The sequence below is a fragment of the Andreesenia angusta genome (assembly GCF_001855385.1).
In the GTDB taxonomy this organism is placed as follows: domain Bacteria; phylum Bacillota; class Clostridia; order Tissierellales; family Gottschalkiaceae; genus Andreesenia; species Andreesenia angusta.
Window position 1 is genome coordinate 227147 of sequence record NZ_MKIE01000003.1, and the last position, 18916, is coordinate 246062.

Annotated in this window: 18 protein-coding genes; all 18 read left to right on the forward strand. The window is 46.3% G+C overall.

Annotated features, from left to right (window positions below; translation table 11 throughout):
* Positions 1 to 54: 54 nt before the first annotated feature.
* On the forward strand, positions 55 to 1377 hold the full coding sequence (hflX, locus tag EUAN_RS05640; protein WP_071062585.1) for a GTPase HflX: 1323 nt from the start codon (positions 55 to 57) through the stop codon (positions 1375 to 1377).
* A complete protein-coding gene (locus EUAN_RS05645; RefSeq protein ID WP_071062587.1) occupies positions 1361 to 2008 on the forward strand; it encodes a YigZ family protein in 648 nt (215 codons plus the stop codon). Before hflX ends, EUAN_RS05645 begins: the two co-directional genes overlap by 17 nt.
* 11 nt (positions 2009 to 2019) lie before the next feature.
* Complete coding sequence (locus EUAN_RS05650; protein WP_211266289.1) at positions 2020 to 2745, forward strand: NAD+ synthase; 726 nt, start codon at positions 2020 to 2022, stop codon at positions 2743 to 2745.
* A 92-nt stretch (positions 2746 to 2837) separates the two neighbouring features.
* Entirely contained in the window at positions 2838 to 3581 is a 744-nt protein-coding gene (locus tag EUAN_RS05655; protein ID WP_071062589.1) for a YebC/PmpR family DNA-binding transcriptional regulator, read from the forward strand.
* 36 nt (positions 3582 to 3617) lie between these two features.
* Positions 3618 to 4346 (forward strand): hypothetical protein, encoded by a 729-nt coding sequence (locus EUAN_RS05660; protein WP_071062591.1) that lies wholly within the window; start codon positions 3618 to 3620, stop codon positions 4344 to 4346.
* Positions 4347 to 4459: 113 nt separating this feature from the next.
* Positions 4460 to 4954: a crossover junction endodeoxyribonuclease RuvC gene (gene ruvC, locus EUAN_RS05665; protein ID WP_071062593.1), complete on the forward strand. Its 495-nt coding sequence runs from the start codon at positions 4460 to 4462 to the stop codon at positions 4952 to 4954.
* An 11-nt stretch (positions 4955 to 4965) separates the two neighbouring features.
* Entirely contained in the window at positions 4966 to 5571 is a 606-nt protein-coding gene (ruvA, locus tag EUAN_RS05670; RefSeq protein ID WP_071062595.1) for a Holliday junction branch migration protein RuvA, read from the forward strand.
* A 16-nt stretch (positions 5572 to 5587) separates the two neighbouring features.
* Positions 5588 to 6595, forward strand: a complete 1008-nt coding sequence (ruvB, locus tag EUAN_RS05675) for a Holliday junction branch migration DNA helicase RuvB (protein WP_097678056.1) — start codon at positions 5588 to 5590, stop codon at positions 6593 to 6595.
* Positions 6596 to 6618: 23 nt separating this feature from the next.
* The gene (gene queA / locus EUAN_RS05680) at positions 6619 to 7644 is read left to right on the forward strand and encodes a tRNA preQ1(34) S-adenosylmethionine ribosyltransferase-isomerase QueA (protein WP_071062599.1); all 1026 of its coding nucleotides are present in this window, start codon (positions 6619 to 6621) and stop codon (positions 7642 to 7644) included.
* Positions 7645 to 7721: 77 nt separating this feature from the next.
* The gene (tgt, locus tag EUAN_RS05685) at positions 7722 to 8876 is read left to right on the forward strand and encodes a tRNA guanosine(34) transglycosylase Tgt (RefSeq protein WP_071062601.1); all 1155 of its coding nucleotides are present in this window, start codon (positions 7722 to 7724) and stop codon (positions 8874 to 8876) included.
* A gap of 35 nt (positions 8877 to 8911) precedes the next feature.
* The gene (gene yajC / locus EUAN_RS05690; RefSeq protein ID WP_071062604.1) at positions 8912 to 9220 is read left to right on the forward strand and encodes a preprotein translocase subunit YajC; all 309 of its coding nucleotides are present in this window, start codon (positions 8912 to 8914) and stop codon (positions 9218 to 9220) included.
* 87 nt (positions 9221 to 9307) lie between these two features.
* Positions 9308 to 9448 (forward strand): six-cysteine ranthipeptide SCIFF, encoded by a 141-nt coding sequence (gene scfA, locus EUAN_RS05695; RefSeq protein WP_071062606.1) that lies wholly within the window; start codon positions 9308 to 9310, stop codon positions 9446 to 9448.
* Positions 9449 to 9517: 69 nt separating this feature from the next.
* The gene (gene scfB / locus EUAN_RS05700) at positions 9518 to 10873 is read left to right on the forward strand and encodes a thioether cross-link-forming SCIFF peptide maturase (protein ID WP_071062608.1); all 1356 of its coding nucleotides are present in this window, start codon (positions 9518 to 9520) and stop codon (positions 10871 to 10873) included.
* 23 nt (positions 10874 to 10896) lie between these two features.
* Complete coding sequence (gene secD, locus EUAN_RS05705) at positions 10897 to 12159, forward strand: protein translocase subunit SecD (protein WP_071062610.1); 1263 nt, start codon at positions 10897 to 10899, stop codon at positions 12157 to 12159.
* 13 nt (positions 12160 to 12172) lie between these two features.
* Positions 12173 to 13042 (forward strand): protein translocase subunit SecF, encoded by an 870-nt coding sequence (secF, locus tag EUAN_RS05710; protein ID WP_071062612.1) that lies wholly within the window; start codon positions 12173 to 12175, stop codon positions 13040 to 13042.
* A 118-nt stretch (positions 13043 to 13160) separates the two neighbouring features.
* Positions 13161 to 14831, forward strand: a complete 1671-nt coding sequence (locus tag EUAN_RS05715) for an ABC1 kinase family protein (RefSeq protein WP_071062614.1) — start codon at positions 13161 to 13163, stop codon at positions 14829 to 14831.
* Positions 14832 to 14845: 14 nt separating this feature from the next.
* Positions 14846 to 16612 carry a single-stranded-DNA-specific exonuclease RecJ gene (gene recJ, locus EUAN_RS05720; protein ID WP_071062616.1) on the forward strand — a complete coding sequence of 589 codons (1767 nt, stop codon included), beginning with the start codon at positions 14846 to 14848 and terminating at the stop codon, positions 16610 to 16612.
* Between the two features lie 116 nt (positions 16613 to 16728).
* A complete protein-coding gene (locus EUAN_RS05725; protein ID WP_071062618.1) occupies positions 16729 to 18909 on the forward strand; it encodes a RelA/SpoT family protein in 2181 nt (726 codons plus the stop codon).
* The last annotated feature ends 7 nt before the right edge of the window (positions 18910 to 18916 follow it).

Below are 18916 nucleotides of genomic sequence, written 5' to 3' on the forward strand. Positions count from 1 at the left end.
CTTTATAAAAGTCGCGATATTCTATATAATTGTACTTATAACGAAATTGGGGGGATGGATTTGTTCGAAAACAAGGAAAACCATAGAGAGAGAGTGCTAGTTGTCGGAGTAGACGTAGGGATCAGAAAGAGCGACATAGACATAGAGAGTTCCATGAAAGAGCTAGAAGAACTTGCAGAGGCCGCAGGCGCAGAAGTAATAGGGTCGGTAGTACAGAAGAGGGAGCGAATAGACGCAGTATTCTACGTCGGCAAGGGAAAGGCTGAGGAGATCAGAAACGCCGCAGAGGAGCTAGATGTGGACACTGTCATATTCAACAACGAGCTGTCAGGAGCGCAGATAAGAAATCTGGAGAAGGCGATGGACAGAAAGATTCTAGACAGGACGAGCCTTATACTGGACATATTCGCAAACAGAGCAGCTAGCAGAGAGGGGAAGCTTCAGGTAGAACTTGCCCAGCTCAAGTACAGGCTTCCAAGGCTTGTGGGTTTCAGCAACCACCTTTCAAGGCTGGGAGGAGGAATAGGAACAAGAGGGCCTGGAGAGCAGAAGCTAGAGATAGACAGAAGGCATATACTGGGCAGGATACACGATATAGAGAAGCAGATAAGAGAGCTTGAAAAAGTCAGGTCCATGAAGAGAAAACAGAGGATAGAGTCTAATACCCCTATAGTGGCCATAGTGGGGTATACAAATGCGGGCAAGTCGACGTTGCTGAACAGCCTTATAAAGAGCGACGAGGACTACGGGCCTGAAAAGGACGTATTTGTAAAAGACATGCTCTTCGCCACTCTAGAGACTAGCCTAAGGAAGGGGACTCTGCCAGGTGGAAGGGAGTTTATACTTACAGACACGGTCGGGTTTGTGAGCAAGCTTCCCACAAAGTTGGTGGAGGCTTTCAAGGGGACGCTGGAGGAGGTCAAGTACGCAGATGTACTGCTCCATGTCTTGGACATAACGAACGAAGACCTAGAGCTTCAGATGAAGACCACGATGGACATACTGAGAGACTTGGATTGCTTGGATAAGCCTATAATAACTGTGCTGAACAAATGCGACAAAAATGAAGGCTACGAGCTTATGTACAGTATAGATGACCCTAAGATAATGATATCTGCAAAGACGGGCTACAACCTGGACAAATTGCTTGAGATGATAGAGGAGCATATTCCAGAGAAGTACCACAGGATAAAGTTCTTGCTGCCGTACGACGAGAGCGGCCTTATGTCTATTATATTTGGAGACAAGGGCGTCGAATCCATAGAGTACAAGCAGGAGGGCATAGAGATACTGGCTTCGGTCAGCGAGAAGACAAAGTCCAAATACAGAAAATACGTCATTGAAGGGATGGAAGAAGAAGTTGAAGAAGAATTTTAGGTCAGTGCACGGATTCGGACAAGACGAGATCATTATAAACAAGTCCAGATTCATAGGATATGCCACTATGGTAGAGACCGAGGAAGAGGCCCAGGCTTTCGTGGCCGAGATAAAGGAAAAGCACAAAGACGCCACCCACAATGTATATGCCTATATGGTGGGGGAGAGCAGCAATATACAGCGCTACAGCGATGACGGAGAGCCTAGCGGAACGGCCGGGATTCCGATACTGGAACTTTTGAAAAAAGAGGACCTTAAAAACTTGGCTGTAGTTGTGACAAGATACTTCGGAGGAATAAAACTGGGAGCAGGAGGCCTTGTGAGAGCCTATATAAAGGGCGCAAAATGCGGATTAGAAGCGGCCAGGATAGTGGAGAAAGTCATGTACAGCAGGATGCGTATAAGGCTCGACTACACTCTATATGGCAAGGTGGAAAATGAGCTTATGAACTTGAACTACAGGACTGAAAATATAGCTTACGACGACGCAGTGAACCTAGATATACTCTGTAGAAGCGAGGAGTACGAGGGGCTTGTAGGAAAGCTGAAGGACCTCACAAGCGCCAATATGGAGTACAGCCTTGTGGAGGAGAGCTATATGTCTGAACTAAACGGAGAATTGATAGACTAGGAGTGATGACGATGAACGTGGAAAAGATTACGCAGGAGATAGTGGAATGGATTTCTGGAAAAGTGAAAGAGGCTAACTGCAAGGGAGTCGTATTCGGAATGAGCGGCGGGATAGATTCGGCCGTAGTAGGGGCACTCTGCAAGAGAGCCTTCCCGGAGACTTCGCTGGGAATCATAATGCCATGCGAAAGCGACCCCTCGGACGAGGAGGACGCTAGGCTCGTAGGGGGAGAGCTTGGGATATCGCTTGAAAAGGTGGACCTTACAGCTACCTACAGCACACTGCTTGAAAGCATAGGGGGCGAGGTCTCTGCACAGTCAGCTTCTAACATAAAGCCTAGGCTCAGAATGACTACCCTTTACTACTACGCCCAAAAGAAGGGCTACCTTGTGGTGGGGTCGAGCAACAAGAGCGAGATAACTGTGGGTTATTTCACAAAGCACGGAGACAGCGGGGTGGACATACTGCCTATAGCCGATCTCGTAAAGCGAGAAGTGTTCGAGCTTGCCAGGCATCTCGGCATAAACAGGAAGATAATAGAGAAGTCGCCTTCGGCAGGGCTTTGGGAAGGTCAGACAGACGAAGACGAAATGGGATTCAGCTATAAAAGCTTGGACAGCTATATAGAGCAGGGCAGCATAGACGATTCAGAGTCACAGAGCAAGATAGAGAGGATGAATAGGTGCAGCCAACATAAAAGGGAGTTTCCGCCTATTTTCAAGCCAAATAAGCTTTAAAAAAGTTCAGAGAAAAATTGAAGAAACGGCTGGAGTGTGTTAGAATACTATAGGTGAAAATGGAAAGAGACTGAGAGGAGAATCTGAAGACTATGGCAGGACATTCAAAATGGGCTAATATAAAGCATAGAAAAGGCAAGGCCGACGCTCAGAGAGGAAAGATGTTTACAAAGCTTTCCAGGTATATAACTGTGGCGGCCAGAGAAGGCGGAGCGGACCTGGAGTATAACTCGGCGCTTAAGAGTGCGGTTGAAAAGGCCAAGGCTGAGAACATGCCGAACGACAATATAGACAGAGCTATAAAAAAAGGTATAGGAGACCTAGACGGCGCAAACTACGAAGAAGTCCAGTATGAAGGGTACGGGCCAAGCGGAGTTGCAGTCCTTGTGGAATGCCTTACAGACAACAGAAACAGGACGGCATCGGACGTAAGACATGCCTTTGACAAGTTCGGAGGGAACCTTGGAGCAACTGGATGCGTAGGCTGGATGTTCGACAGAAGAGGGCTTATAACTATAGCCAAGTCGGACTCTGTGTCTGAAGAGGAGCTTACGCTTCAGGCGATAGACGCCGGAGCAGAGGACTTTTCAGCTGAAGAGGAAGTTTACGAGATAGTCACAGCAGTAGAGGACTTCAACACTGTAAAGGAAGCCCTTTCGGCTGAAGGTTACGAGCTGGCAAGTGCGGACTTGGTATACCTTCCGCAGAATACTACCGCGCTTGAGTCGCAAGACGACATAAAGAACATGGTCAAGATGATAGACGCCCTAGAGGACAGCGACGACGTGCAGAACGTGTACCACAACTGGGAGATACCAGAAGACTTTGAAATTTAAAAGAATTGAAATGCAATACAGAGGAGGTGCCAAATTGTGGGTTCCGCTTTAAAGACAAAAGATATGTATATAGGACTGAAAGACAGGTTTCTATACAACAACGACTTAAATTCAATATATATCTTGTTGGCTCTCTACGATGTGGAAGAGAACATAAGCAATATATATCCTAGGTACATGTGCCTTAAGGACATAAAGAAGAAGATAAAATCGATACTGAAAAACAGAGCCGACAGCGAGCATGTAGCCCATAATCTTGGCATCATAATACACGAAGATATAAACAGGCTCGAACTCTGCTTCTACCTGGAAGGATATCAGGACGGGTATAAAAATGTGAGGTTTACGAATCTGCTTGAAAAAGAGGTAATAAAGAGCTACGGTATAGACTATATATACAGGTCGGAAGGACTGGGCTACTTTGGGAGCGACGACGCCACATGCGGAGTCAAGGAGAAGTGCTACAGGTATATAGATGAAAATGCAGGCAGACAGAGCCAGATAGAGAACTTGACGGATGAATTCATAAACAGGATAGTTAAAAAGAAGATAGAAAATCTGGACCAGCAGATAGAAAAGCAGCTCAAGATAGACTACGACATGCACAATATAAGGATAGAAGAAGTCAGCTACACGCTTACAAACGAAGAGGTGGAAAAGATAAACACCACCATACTAGACAATCTGATACTTCATTTGGGGAAAGTCTACAAAGAGGCTTTCTGGATAGCTGTAAATGACAAGGTTTTTAGAAGATATAGATAGAGGTACTTCCAGAAGTACCTCTTTTTTGCAATTGGAGACATTAATGTATTTGCTTATTTTCGCTATATTAAATATAATTAAATCGAATATATGTTTGGGATGGAGGATGCGATTTGATAATATTTGGGATAGATCCGGGAATAGCCATAGTTGGATACGGTGTACTAGAGTACACGGGAAATAAGTTCAAAGTTCTAGACTACGGGGCTGTTATAACTGAGCCTAAAGACAGCTTCCCCATAAGGCTTAAGCTTGTATACGAAGGTCTCACAGAGTTGCTGGAGAAGTACAAGCCGGACGCCGTGGCCATAGAGGAGCTTTTTTTCAACAAGAACGTAAAGACCGCCATAACAGTGGGGCAGGCAAGGGGAGTGCAGATGCTGGCCGCCGTAAACAAGGGCATAGATCTTTACGAGTACACGCCCCTTCAGGTGAAGCAGGGTGTTGTGGGATATGGAAGGGCCGAGAAAAAGCAGGTACAGGAGATGGTGAAGCTGATACTCAACTTGAAAAAAGTGCCGAAGCCTGACGATGTGGCCGACGCACTGGCTGTGGCCATATGCCATGCGCACTCTGGAAGCTTCAGAGACAGCTTTAAAGTGAAATAGGGAGTGATAAGATGTTCGACTATATAAAGGGAAGAGTTGTGGAGACAAGGGGAGACCAGCTTGTGCTAGAATGCGGCGGAATAGGATACCTCTTGACGGCTTCCTACAACACCATAAGCAAGCTAGGCGGTAAGACGGAGGAAGTAGCGGTGAGAACCCATATGAGCGTCAGGGAAGACGGAGTTACACTTTACGGGTTCTACGAATACGAGGAGCTCGAGATGTTCAAGCTGCTCCAGACAGTCTCGAAGATAGGACCTAAGGTCGCCATAGGTATGCTTTCGACTATAAGCCCATCAGGGCTGAAGAAGGCCATAGCACTGAGTGACTGCGATTTGCTTGCAAAGGCGCCAGGCATAGGCAAGAAGACTGCCCAGAGAATAGTGCTGGAGTTAAAAGACAAGATAAGCTTGGACGAGATATCTTCAGTGGGAGAGATAGATTTAGTTGAAGTTGAAGCTGAATACGAGACAGGAGCTGAAGGAGAGGCCTTGGATGCCCTTGTATCTTTGGGCTATAGCAAGCCGGAACTCTACTCGGTACTAGGCAAGCTAGAAATAGAGGGCAAGAGCTCTGAAGAGATCATAAGGGCTGTGCTAAAAGAGATCGGAAGGTAGTGAGAAAGTGGAAAACATAGATAATTTAGACGACAGGGTGGTTACGAGAAGCCTGAGGGAAGAGGATCTAGAGCTTGAGACTTCACTGAGGCCTAAGACGCTTTCGGAGTATATAGGCCAGGATAAGGCCAAGTCCCATCTGAAGATATTCATAGAGGCCGCCAAGAAAAGAGGAGAGCCGCTTGACCATGTGCTGCTGTACGGTCCACCAGGGCTTGGAAAGACGACGCTTGCGACTATAATAGCCAACGAGATGGGGTCGGACATAAGGGTGACTTCGGGGCCAGCGATAGAGAGGCCTGGAGACCTTGCGGCCATACTGACCAACTTGGCTGAAAACGACGTGCTCTTTATAGACGAGATACACAGGATAAACAGGTCGGTTGAGGAAGTGCTCTACCCTGCGATGGAGGACTATTCGCTGGACATAATAATAGGGAAGGGGCCAAGCGCAAGGTCCATAAGGCTTGACCTTTCCAAGTTCACTCTTATAGGGGCGACCACCAGGGCGGGGCTTCTGACTTCTCCACTTAGGGACAGATTTGGTGTTATGAGCAGACTTGAGCTCTATGACATAGAGAGCCTTACAGAGATAGTCATGAGGTCGGCCAAAATACTGAACGTGAAGATAGACAGATCTGGAGCCGAAGAGATAGGCAAGAGGGCGAGGGGGACACCTCGTATCGCCAACAGGATACTGAAGCGTGTAAGAGACTATGCTCAGGTGCTGAAGGGCGGAGAGATAGACAGAGAAGTGGCGAAAGAGGCGCTAGAGCTGTTCGAGATAGATGAACTGGGACTTGATAAGACAGACCAGAACCTCATAATGACCATGATAGAGAAGTTTGGCGGCGGTCCTGTAGGGCTTGACACCCTGGCGGCCTCGACTGGAGAAGAGAGAAACACAATAGAGGACGTATACGAGCCATACCTGCTCCAGCTAGGCTTTATAAACAGGACGCCTAGAGGAAGGGTACTCACAAAGCACTGCTACGACTATTTCAAAATAGAGTACAAAGACTAGACAGAGAGGAAAGATAACAGAGCATGAAAAAAAGCGATTTCAACTTTGAACTTCCAGAGGAGCTGATAGCTCAGACTCCGCTGGAGGATAGGACAGGCTCGAGGCTGCTGATAGCCAACAGCGAGACTGGAGAGCTGATACACGGAAAATTCACAGATATACTTGAATACCTGGAAGAAGGCGACACTCTTGTGATGAACAACACAAAGGTAATACCGGCCAGGATCTACGGCAAGAAGATGGACACAGGGGCTGGTATAGAGTTTCTGCTCTTGAAAGACCTGGGGGATAACAGGTGGGAGACTCTCGTAAAGCCTGGCAAGAAAGCCAAAGTCGGAGCTGAGATAGAGTTCGGGGACGGACTTCTCGCTTGCAGAGTCGAGGATATTCTGGAAGACGGCACAAGGATAGTGAAATTCGAGTATGAGGGCATATTCAACGAGATGCTTGAATCCCTTGGGGAGATGCCACTGCCTCCATATATAACAGAGCGGCTCGAGGACAGAGGCAGGTACCAGACTGTATATGCGGAGGTGGAAGGCTCTGCGGCCGCTCCTACAGCGGGACTTCACTTTACAGACGAGCTCTTGGAGGCTGCAAGGTCAAAAGGTGTCAACATAGCGTATGTGACGCTACACGTGGGGCTTGGAACTTTTAGGCCGGTGAAAGAAGACGACATAGACGACCATATAATGCACTCCGAGTACTACGAGATAGGCGAGGAGACGGCCAGGATAGTCAACGAGACAAAGAAAAGAGGCAATAGAGTCATAGCTGTGGGGACTACATCTGTAAGGACACTGGAGTCTTGCGCAGATGAGAACAATATGGCGGAGGCCAAGTCGGAGGAGACGGACATATTCATATATCCAGGCTATGAATTCAAGCTGGTAGACAGGATAATAACGAACTTTCACCTGCCTGAGTCCACGCTTATAATGCTGGTCAGCGCCAAGCTAGGCAGTGAGAACACCCTTAAGGCCTACAGGGAGGCTGTAGATCAGAGGTACAGGTTTTTCAGCTTTGGGGATGCGATGTTTATAATCTGATTGCGCCCTGATACATTGTGATAAAAAATAAATTATGCTATACTTTACAGAGTAGACTACAAGACTGGAGGACAGAGATGAACTCACCGATAAAGTACGAACTTATAAAAGAGTCTAGCGAGACAAAAGCTAGACTTGGAAAGATACACACCCCTCACGGGGAGATAGAAACACCTATATTTATGCCTGTTGGGACTAGGGCCACTGTCAAAGCCATGACGCCGGAGGAGCTCAAGGAGATAAACGCCCAGATAATACTCAGCAACACTTACCATCTATATCTGAAGCCTGGACACGACATAGTGGAGGAAGCAGGCGGGCTTCACAAATTCATGAACTGGGACAGGCCTATACTGACAGACAGTGGAGGGTTCCAGGTTTTCAGCCTCGGGAATATGAGGAAGATAAACGAGGACGGAGTTGAATTCAAATCCCATATAGACGGGTCGAAGCACTTCATAACACCGGAGAAGTCGATAGAGATACAGAACGCACTGGGCTCAGACATAATGATGGCTTTTGACGAATGTGTATCTTACCCGAGCGACTGGCACTACGTGAAGGACTCGATGGAGAGGACCACTAGGTGGGCCAAGAGGTGCAAGGATGCCAATAAGAATCCAGACAAGCAGGCCATATTCGGAATAATACAGGGCGGCATGTACAAGGATCTAAGAGAGCAAAGCGCAAGAGAGCTGTTGGAGCTTGACTTCCCAGGGTATGCAGTTGGGGGGCTAAGTGTGGGAGAGCCTGCGGATATACTTATGCAGGTGCTAGACTATACGGTTCCGCTTATGCCAGCCGACAAGCCTAGGTATTTCATGGGAGCTGGAAGCCCCGACTACCTTATAGAGCTTGCCATAAGAGGGATAGACATGGCTGACTGCGTGCTTCCTACAAGAATAGCTAGGAATGGAACTGTGATGACCAGCAGAGGAAAAGTGGTAATCAGAAACGCCAAACACAAGAGGGACTTTACACCGCTAGACCCTGAGTGCAGCTGCTACGCATGCAAAAACTACTCAAAAGCATATATAAGGCATCTGTTCAATGTAGATGAGATACTTGGGTCGAGACTTGCAACTATACACAATTTGCACTTCCTCATAAAGCTTATGGAGGACTTGAGGGAGAGCATTAGAGAGGACAGAGTGCTTGAATTCAGAAGGGACTTCTACCTGAAATACGGTGGATTTGACTATCTAGGGAAGCTGGACAACTACAGGCTCTAGAGAATATAAAAAACAAATTAAAAGGAGGAAAAAACATGCCAACAACACAGATGCTACAAGCATTTGCACTGCCGCTAGCTTTTTTGGCCATATTCTACATGTTCATAATAAGGCCTCAGAAGAAGAAGGAAAAAGAGATAAAAGAGATGAGAAACAAGCTAAAGGTGGGCGATGTGGTCTTCACCATAGGCGGGGTAGTAGGAAAGATAGTAAAGATAAAAGAAGACGAGGTAACTATAGAGACTGGAGCCGACAAGAACAAGATAGTATTCAAAAAGTGGGCTGTAGGTAGTGTAGAGAAGTCTAAAGAGACTCCAGCTGAGGACAATTCAAGCGAGAGCTAAAACTTTATTTTAGATCTGAAATATGATATAATCTCTTGGATCAGTACTTATTAATTTCAACCAAAAACAGAAAGGGGTTGTCGTCTTATGAAGCACATAAAGACTTTAAGCGGTAGCAATTTAAAGGACAAGATAGAGAACCACGGCTGTGGAGAGTGCCAGACATCTTGCCAGTCAGCGTGTAAAACTTCTTGCACTGTAGGAAACCAAAGCTGCGAAAAAAACTAGGAATGAAAAGTAGTGGGAGACCACTGCTTTTTATTTTGGAACTGTTGGGAAAAGCTAGGAGGAATATCAATGGTAAAGACACATAAGTTTGAACTAAATGGAAAGAAAATAGTATTGGATATAAACAGCGGATCGGTTCACGTAGTAGACGATATAATATGGGATATAGTTGACCTCTTTGAAGAGAGCGACATAGAGAATATAGCTAACAGCCTCAAGCCTAAGTACAGCGAAGAGGAAATAGAAGACGCCATGTCTGAGATAAACGTGCTGAAAGAGAACGGACTGCTGTTCAGCGACGAGCCTGACTTTGGAAATATAGAGTACAACAAGGAAGGAATAGTCAAAGCCCTATGCCTTCACGTGGCGCATGACTGCAACTTAAGGTGCAACTACTGCTTTGCATCTCAAGGGGACTTCAACGGTGAGAAGCTCATAATGCCGTTTGAAGTTGGGAAAAAGGCGCTGGACTTCCTGGTGGCCAATTCAGGCAATAGAAGAAATCTGGAGGTGGACTTCTTCGGTGGAGAGCCGCTTATGAACTTTGAGGTTGTAAAACAGCTTGTTTCTTACGGGGAAGAGCTTGAGAAAACACATGACAAGAACTTCAGATTCACCATCACCACAAACGGAGTTCTGTTGAATGAAGAGAATATGGCCTATATGAATGAGAAGATGGAAAATGTCGTACTCAGTCTTGATGGAAGAAAGTCTGTAAACGACAAGATGAGGCCTACGATATCGGGCGACGGAAGCCACGACATCATAACTCCTAAGTTTTTGGAGTTTGCAAAGCTCAGAGGCGGTAAATCCTACTACCTAAGAGGTACTTTTACAAGCCACAATTTGGACTTCTCTGAGGACGTGAAATACCTGCACAAGATAGGCTTCGACAGCATATCAGTAGAGCCTGTAGTTGCAGACCCAAGCCAAGACTACGCAATACTGGAAGAGCATCTGGAGAAAGCCATATCGGAGTACGAAAAGCTTTCGGCAGAGTATATAGACGCTCACAAGCAGGGGAAAGGTTTCGACTTTTTCCACTTCATGATAGACCTTTCGCAGGGACCTTGCTTCGTAAAGCGTGTAGTGGGATGCGGGGCAGGGGTTGAGTACCTTGCTGTAACGCCAGAAGGGGACCTCTATCCATGCCACCAGTTTGTAGGGAATGAGGACTTCAAGCTTGGAACAGTTGATACTGGAGTAGAGAAAAAAGACATGGTGGACATGTTCAGGAATGCAAATGTATTCACAAAAGACGAGTGCAGAAGCTGCTGGGCCAAGTACTACTGCAGCGGGGGATGCCATGCAAACGCATATAACTTCAACGGGACTGTAGATAAACCTTACAGGATAGGGTGTGAAATGGAGAAAAAGAGAATAGAATGCGCCATATCCATAAAGGCAAACCTTATTGAAGACTAGAAAGAGTTAAGGGGTGAATAGATTTGAATACGAAAAAGAAGATAGCGCTATTTCTGATAGTGGCGATTACAGCGCTTTTCTCATATTCTGCGTTTAATGGTGTAGAACTAGGTGGATTGAAGCTTTCATCCATGAAAGAGAAGATAGACTTGGGTCTGGACCTCGCGGGGGGAGTTTATGTAGTGCTCGAGGCGCAGACAGACGAGAGCGGAGAGTCGCTTAGAGCCAAGATGGAGCAGACAAGAGCCATAGTCAGACAGAGGGTGGACAGCATAGGAGTCGCTGAGCCGAACATAGTCATAGAAGGCGAGAAGAGGCTTAGAGTCGAGCTTGCAGGAGTTAAAGATCCCCAAGAGGCGATCGAGATGATAGGCAAGACAGCGCTTCTGGAGTTCAAGAATCCGGAAGGTGAAGTGGTAGTTACGGGAGAAAACATACAGAATTCCGCTGTAGCTTTCCAAGACACTGGAATGGGAGAGCAGCCGGTTGTCTCTATAGAGTTCGACTCCAAGGGAGCCGAGCTTTTCAGGGAAGAGACAGCAAGGCTTGTAGCCCTTCCGGCCGATCAGGACAAGAGGATATCTATAGTGCTTGACGGAAGCGTCATATCAAGTCCGAATGTGAACTCAGAAATTTCAGACGGAAAGGCTGTCATAGAAGGCGGATTCACTGTGGAGTCTGCTACAGAGCTCTCCAACTTGATAAGCGCAGGGGCGCTTCCGCTTGAGATGGCTGAAATACAGAGCTCTGTGATAGGGCCTACGCTTGGACTCAAGGCACTTGAGAAGAGCGTGCTGGCAGGCGGAATAGGAATGCTGATCATATTCCTATTGATGATAGCGCTCTACAGGATTCCTGGGGTTGTGGCAAGTCTTTGCCTTACGATATACGTGCTTATAGTCCTGAATATGATGTCAGGACTTGGTGTAAAGCTGACACTTCCTGGGATAGCGGCACTTATACTCTCGATTGGAATGGCAGTGGACGCCAATATCATAATATTTGAGAGGATAAAGGAAGAGATAAAGGACGGAAAGACCAACAGGTCTGCACTGAGCTCTGGATTCAGCAGAGCCATAACCGCGGTTATAGACTCTAATATAACTACTGTCATAGCAGGGGCTGTGCTCTACGCATTTGGAACAGGGCCAATAAAGGGATTCGGAGTGACACTCATAATTGGACTAGTTGCATCTGTGTTTACAGCTGTATTTATAACCAAGTACATACTTGGGGTTGTGGTGGAAACTGAAATAGGAAGAAGCAAGAGCTTCTTTGGAGCTTAAGGGGGGCATTGATTTGAAGATAATTGAAAAAAGAAAGATTTTCTTTGCACTGTCGATTGCCTTTATAGTCATAGGTATGATCATAACAGCTGTAAATGGACTGAACTACGGCATGGACTTCACCGGAGGCACACTTATACAGATAGACCTGGAGAAAGATAGGGAGATGTCTCAGCTGAGAGAGATCGTTGACGAATTCGACGGTGATGCAAGCATAATAAGCGCCGGAGAAAATGGAAGAGAAATAATCATAAAGAGCAGCAAGAATATGAGCTCCGAGGAGAGCATGGAGGTCTTTGAAAGCTTTAAAGAGGAGTTCAAGCTAAAGAGCAATCAGCCTATAGAGGTACAGTCTATAGGGGCTTCTATAGGGAATGAGATAAAGCGGAACGCCCTTATATCCATAGCTATAGCCTCTATAGGGATGCTGGTGTATATAAGCTTCAGGTTTGAACTGAAGTTCGGAATATCGGCTGTTATAGCTCTTATGCATGACTCACTCATGATGGTTTCTATATACGCCGTGTTCAGGCTTTCGGTGGACAGCACTTTTATAGCTGCCATACTCACGGTCATAGGCTACTCGATAAACGATACAATAATTGTGTTTGACAGGATAAGAGAGAACTTAGGAAAGGCCAAGAGGTCGGAAAGCTATGAGGAGATCATAGACAAGAGCATAAACATGACTTTGAAGAGAACTCTTCTCACTTCGCTCACTACTATAGTTCCACTTGTGCTTTTATACGTGATGGGTGTGGACTCTATAAAGAACTTTGCGCTTCCACTGGCTATAGGAATACTTGTGGGAACTTACTCGTCTATATTTGTGGCAAGCCCGATATGGTATGAGCTCAAGACAAGGGCAAAGAAAACTGCATAACGAAAAACGAGAAGAGAAAGAGAGGATATCGGAGGATATTCTCTCTTTTAGTTTAAAAAACAAAACACAAGTTGTATAATGTAAGACAAACAGTCTATTCAAAAAAGGTGGAGCTCGTATGACAAGTATATTCAAGAGAAAGCACAACAACCTCAGCCGATACAGGGAGATACTGTCTGTATTCTACAAGTATGGGTTTGACAGCTATATAAGCGGTGTAAGCGAGAAAAATATATTCAGAAGGCTTGTATTCAAGAGCAAAAAACTAGACGACGAAAGCATAAGCCGTGGTGAGAGGCTGAAGCAGGCCTTTGAAGAGCTTGGACCGACTTTCGTAAAGCTGGGGCAGATACTCAGCACTAGGTATGACATGCTCCCTAGAGACATAGTGGACTCGCTCTCGGGACTTCAAGACAGCGTGGCGGAGTTCAGCCTTGAGGAGGCCGAGGGGATATTCAGAAGTGAGATAGGCAGCGGCTTCGGGGAGTCGTTTAGCGAGTTCTGCCCAGAGCCTATAGCCGCTGCATCGATAGGCCAGGTCTACAGGGCCAAGCTGTTTAGCGGAGAAAAAGTAGTGGTCAAAATTCAAAGGCCCAATATAGAGAAGATGATAAAGACCGACATAGAGATAATCTCCAAAATGGCCAAGCTGGTGGACGAGAGTCTAAACAAGAGCGGAATGTTCAAGGCGAGCGAAATAGTCAAGGAGTTCGGATACTATTTGAGCCGGGAGATAGACTATACATACGAGGCCCAGAACGCACTTAAATTTGCCAATAACTTTAAAAACAGAAGAGGGGTCAAGATCCCTAAGATATACTGGGAATACACCACGAGCAAAGTGCTTGTGATGGAAGAGATAGAGGGTGTAAAGATAAGCGAGGTGGAGAAGCTTCAGGAGAAAAGCTGGAACCTGAGGAAGATAGCCAAGAACTTGGCTGACAGCTTTATGACCCAGGTCTTTATAGATGGAATATTTCATGGAGACCCTCATCCTGGGAACATAATGGCAATAGATGAAAACACCATAGGCTATATAGACTTCGGGATAACTGGGTTTATGGACAGTAACACAAAGCGCTTTATGATATCCATGCTCAAGTCGAGCCAAGACAAGAACGTGGATGATGTCATGGAATCGCTTATGGACATAGGGTCTGCGCCAGAGGATGTAAACGAAGAGGAGCTTAAAAAAGATATCTACTTCATAATGAGCCACTACTTTGACATGCCGATGGAGAGGATAAACGTGGGGGACGCCATAAAGGAGGTCTTCAATACGGCTTACAGCCACAAGCTCAAGCTGCCAGCCCAGCTTTCGCTGCTTATGAAGTCGACCATGACTATAGAGGGCTGTGTCAGAAAGCTGCAGCCGGACTTCAGTTTAGAGGAGATATCCAAGCAGACTATAGGCAAGATATACAAAGAGAAAATAAGCGCAAGGAAGTTTACATCTGATGTAGGCAAGTTTATCTATGAAAACTATGAAACTGCAGTCAAAATGCCCAAGAGGATAAACAAGATACTGGAGAATGCGGAAAAGAACAAGATAAAGCTGAACTTGAAGCACGAAGACGGAGAGCGATTTGTGGCGAATATGAAAGAGATATCCTCCGGGCTTGTATTCGGTGTCATAACGGGATCGCTCATACTCGCGTCTTCTCTGATGCTTTTGAATGTATCTGAAATACACAGCAAGCTGGTTAAATACGCAGCCACCTTCACCTTTGCCGGAAGCGTGCTGGTGGGGAATCTGTACATGTGGAGATATGTGATAAAAAAGAGATAATAGGAGAGATATATTTGAAAAAGTGGATCATAAAAAACACCAAGGCCGACTTGGATCGTTTGAGTAAAGCATTAGGACAGAGCAAGCTTATATGCAAGGTAGTTTCAAACAGAGGGTTTACTGAAGTGGGGGAGATAGAGCACTTTCTAAACCCAAGCTTGGAAAACCTGCACTCGCCCTGGAGGATAAAAGATATGGAGACGGCGGTGTCTCTGCTAGAGCGTGGTATAGAGTGCGGAAAGCATATAAGGGTGGTTGGCGACTACGACCAGGACGGCATATCTTCGACTGTGATACTGGTCAGGGGGCTTATGAAACTAGGCGCCAAAGTGAGCTACGATATTCCGGAGAGAACTAGAGACGGCTACGGCATAAACAAGAGGATAATAGACGCAGCCGCAGCAGACGGAGTCGACATAATAATAACTTGCGACAATGGGATATCCGCCGCCGAAGAAGTAGGGTATGCCAAAAGCCTTGGAATAGACGTAGTGGTCACAGACCATCACGACGTGCCATACGTTGAAACACCTGAAGGTATGAAAGAGTACAGACTGCCCCCGGCGGACGCCGTGCTGAATCCGAAGCGTCACGACTGCTCTTACCCATTCGATGGGCTGTGCGGAGCTGGTGTATCTTTCAAGCTTGTGCAGTCGCTATATGAAAAGCGAGGTTTTGGAGCTAGGGAAATGGACGAGTTCTATGGCTTTCTGGCGCTGGCCACTGTGTGCGATGTGATGGACTTGATCGGAGAAAACAGGATATTTGTAAAGGAAGGGCTTCAAAAACTCAGAGACAGTTCGAACTTGGGGCTCAAGTCGCTTATAGAGGAGACGGGGCTGTCGGGAAAGGCGCTTGGGACTTACCACCTGGGATTTGTGCTGGGACCTTGTATAAATGCATCTGGAAGGCTTGAAACGGCCAAGACGGCTGTAGAGCTCTTCTTGACCTCGGACAGAGCGGAGGCAGAGGGCAAAGCCAGGACCCTCAAAAGTCTCAATGAAGAGCGAAAAGAGCTGACTCAGGCCGGAATAGACAGGATAATGGAGAGAATAGAGAAAAACGGAACAGCCCATGACAAGGTTATAGTGGCTGTAGACAGAGAGGTGCAGGAAAGCATAGCGGGGATAATAGCTGGGCGCATAAAGGAAAAGTACAACAGGCCATCTATAGTTGTAACGGCTTCGAAAGAAGAGGGGCTTCTAAAGGGGTCAGGCAGGTCTATAGAGGAGTACAATATGTTCGAGGAGATGTCTAAGCACAAAGAGCTCTTTGAAAAGTTCGGTGGACACCCCATGGCCGCAGGCTTTTCTATACCGGAAGAAAATCTGGATGAGCTTGGGTACAGGCTTAACAGAGACTCAGAGCTGACCGAGGAGGACTTTGTCCCCAAGATATACTTAGATGCCCATGTGCCTCTAGACAAGATAGACATCAGCTTGCCAGAGTCGCTCGAGATACTTGAGCCCTTTGGAAAGGGGAACTCAAGGCCACTCTTTGGAGATAGAGGGCTGAAGGTGAGAAAGATGGACTTACTCGGGAGCAGCTACAGGATATTCAAGTTCAGGCTTGAGAAAGGAGACAGAGCGGTAGAGGCTGTCTACTTTGGGGACATAGAGGAGATGAGAAACTATCTAGATTCAAAATTCGGAACAGAAGAGGTGGAGAATGCGCTTAGGGGCGCTGAGAATGAATTGGAGCTGGACCTTGTCTACTATCCATCTGTAAATGAATTCAATGGAAGGAGAAATCTTCAGATAGTGATACAGGATTATAGATAGAATACTCCCCTAGACTGTGGTATAATCAAGTATTATATTGATTTCAAAAAAGACTGGTTTTTATAGGCTGAAAAAGCTATATTTAGAAATAGATTTTTATTGAGAGGTTGGGGAGAATGCTAGAAAATCTGATAAACAAGATAACGAGCTATAATCCGAACGGAAATATAGAGTTGGTAGTGGAAGCCTATCACTTTGCGGAAAAAGCTCATGAAGGACAATTTAGAAAATCTGGGGAGAGCTATTTTATACACCCTTTCAACGTGTCCATGATACTCGCAGACTACAGCATGGACGTGTCTACCATATGCGCTGGACTGCTGCATGACGTGATAGAGGACACAGAAGTGACATACGACGCTATGAGCAAGAAGTTCGGAGTAGAGATAACGGATCTAGTGGACGGCGTTACAAAGCTTAAGAAACTGAAGTTCAAGACAAAGCAGGAAAATCAGGCTGAAAACCTCAGGAAAATGATAATAGCCATGGCAAAGGACGTAAGAGTCATAATAATAAAGTTGGCGGACAGGCTCCACAACTCCAGGACGCTTACACATATGTCTGAAGCCAAGCGAAAGGAAAAGGCGATGGAGACGCTTGAGATATACGCCCCTATAGCTCACAGACTCGGAATGTCTCAGATGAAGGCGGAACTAGAGGATATATCTCTCAGGTTTATAGACCCGGCCGGCTACTACGACCTTGTGGAGAAGGTCAACAAAAAGAGGGTTGAGCGTGAGAAGCTCATAGATGACTTGATGAGCAAGCTTGGGGAAAAGCTGGACGAAACAGAAATAGAGCACGAGATAAGCGGGAGGCCCAAGCATTTCTACAGCATATACAAGAAGATGTACTATCAGAACAAGAGCTTTGAACAGATATTCGACCTCACAGCCATAAGGGTGCTGGTAGACAATCTAAAGGACTGCTACGGAGTGCTGGGGATAGTGCACACTATGTGGAAGCCTATACCGGGAAGGTTTAAGGACTATATAGCCATGCCAAAGCCCAATATGTACCAGTCGCTCCATACAACTGTGATAGGGCCGAGCGGAGAGCCTTTCGAGATACAGATAAGGACATGGGATATGCACAGGGTTGCAGAGTATGGAATCGCGGCCCACTGGAAGTACAAAGAGGGAGTAGCTGACGAAGAGCACAAGAGCTCTGGGGCGGACTTCGAGAGCAAGCTGACTTGGATAAGGCAGCTTATGGAGTGGCAGAACGAACTGAAAGACCCAGAGGAGTTTATGGAGTCGCTCAAGATAGACTTCTTCAACGACGAGGTATTTGTATTCACGCCTCAAGGCGATGTGATAGACCTCCCGGCTGGATCCACGCCTATAGATTTTGCATACAAAGTCCACTCGGCGGTGGGGAATAAATGTGTAGGGGCAAAGATAGACGGCAGGATAGCTCCGCTTGACTACAAGCTCAAGAATGGAAACATAGTTGAGATACTCACTTCCCAGGGTAGTGCAGGGCCAAGCAGAGACTGGCTGAAGATAGTGAAGAGCAGTCAGGCCAAGACCAAGATAAGAAACTGGTTCAAAAAAGAAGAAAAAGACGAGAACATAGTCAGAGGGAAGGACATGCTTGAAAAAGAGGTCAAGCATGAAGGCTACAGACTGACAGAGCTTTTGAAAGAAGACTGGCTGAAAAAAGTGGCTGAAAAGCTGAGCTTTGAATCTATAGACGACCTCTATGCGGCTGTAGGGTACGGAAGCGTGACACTTTCCCAGGTGCTCTCTAAGTTAAAAGAGATGTACAGGGAACATCATAAAGACGACCCTAAAAAACTGGAAGAGAAAGAGAAACGGGTTGCTCCGTCGCCTAAAAAAGAGCAGAGGCAAGGCGCTGGAGTGATTGTAAAGGGCATAGAGAATATAAAGGTGAAGTTCTCGAGATGTTGCAATCCAGTCCCGGGGGACGAGATAATCGGATATGTGACAAAGGGAAGAGGAGTTTCGGTACACAGAAGAGACTGCATGAATATAGCTGAAATCGACGAAGGTGAGAGGCTTATAGAAGTGGAGTGGGCGGAAACTGAAAAGACTTCCTACAAGGCTGAAATACAGGTCAAGGCTTCCGACAGGACGGGACTTTTGACCGAGATAACACTTCTGCTTGCAGAGGCGAAGCTGGCAGTGAGCTCGCTGAACGCTCGTACGCAGAAAGACAATATAGTGCTTATAAATATGACTCTGGAGATAAATAACGTAGACCAGCTCAAGCGCCTTATGAAGAAGATAAAGGGGCTGAGAGGAGTTATGGATGTGTACAGGGTCACAGGATAGAGGTGAT

Excerpts from the sequence above, each read along its gene's own strand:
- queA (WP_071062599.1), top strand. The coding sequence starts at position 6,619 with ATGAAAAAAAGCGATTTCAACTTTGAACTTCCAGAGGAGCTGATAGCT.
- EUAN_RS05715 (WP_071062614.1), top strand. The coding sequence starts at position 13,161 with ATGACAAGTATATTCAAGAGAAAGCACAACAACCTCAGCCGATACAGG.
- EUAN_RS05650 (WP_211266289.1), top strand. The coding sequence starts at position 2,020 with ATGAACGTGGAAAAGATTACGCAGGAGATAGTGGAATGGATTTCTGGA.
- EUAN_RS05655 (WP_071062589.1), top strand. The coding sequence starts at position 2,838 with ATGGCAGGACATTCAAAATGGGCTAATATAAAGCATAGAAAAGGCAAG.
- ruvA (WP_071062595.1), top strand. The coding sequence starts at position 4,966 with ATGTTCGACTATATAAAGGGAAGAGTTGTGGAGACAAGGGGAGACCAG.
- scfB (WP_071062608.1), top strand. The coding sequence starts at position 9,518 with ATGGTAAAGACACATAAGTTTGAACTAAATGGAAAGAAAATAGTATTG.
- hflX (WP_071062585.1), top strand. The coding sequence starts at position 55 with ATGGATTTGTTCGAAAACAAGGAAAACCATAGAGAGAGAGTGCTAGTT.
- EUAN_RS05725 (WP_071062618.1), top strand. The coding sequence starts at position 16,729 with ATGCTAGAAAATCTGATAAACAAGATAACGAGCTATAATCCGAACGGA.
- tgt (WP_071062601.1), top strand. The coding sequence starts at position 7,722 with ATGAACTCACCGATAAAGTACGAACTTATAAAAGAGTCTAGCGAGACA.
- yajC (WP_071062604.1), top strand. The coding sequence starts at position 8,912 with ATGCCAACAACACAGATGCTACAAGCATTTGCACTGCCGCTAGCTTTT.
- scfA (WP_071062606.1), top strand. The coding sequence starts at position 9,308 with ATGAAGCACATAAAGACTTTAAGCGGTAGCAATTTAAAGGACAAGATA.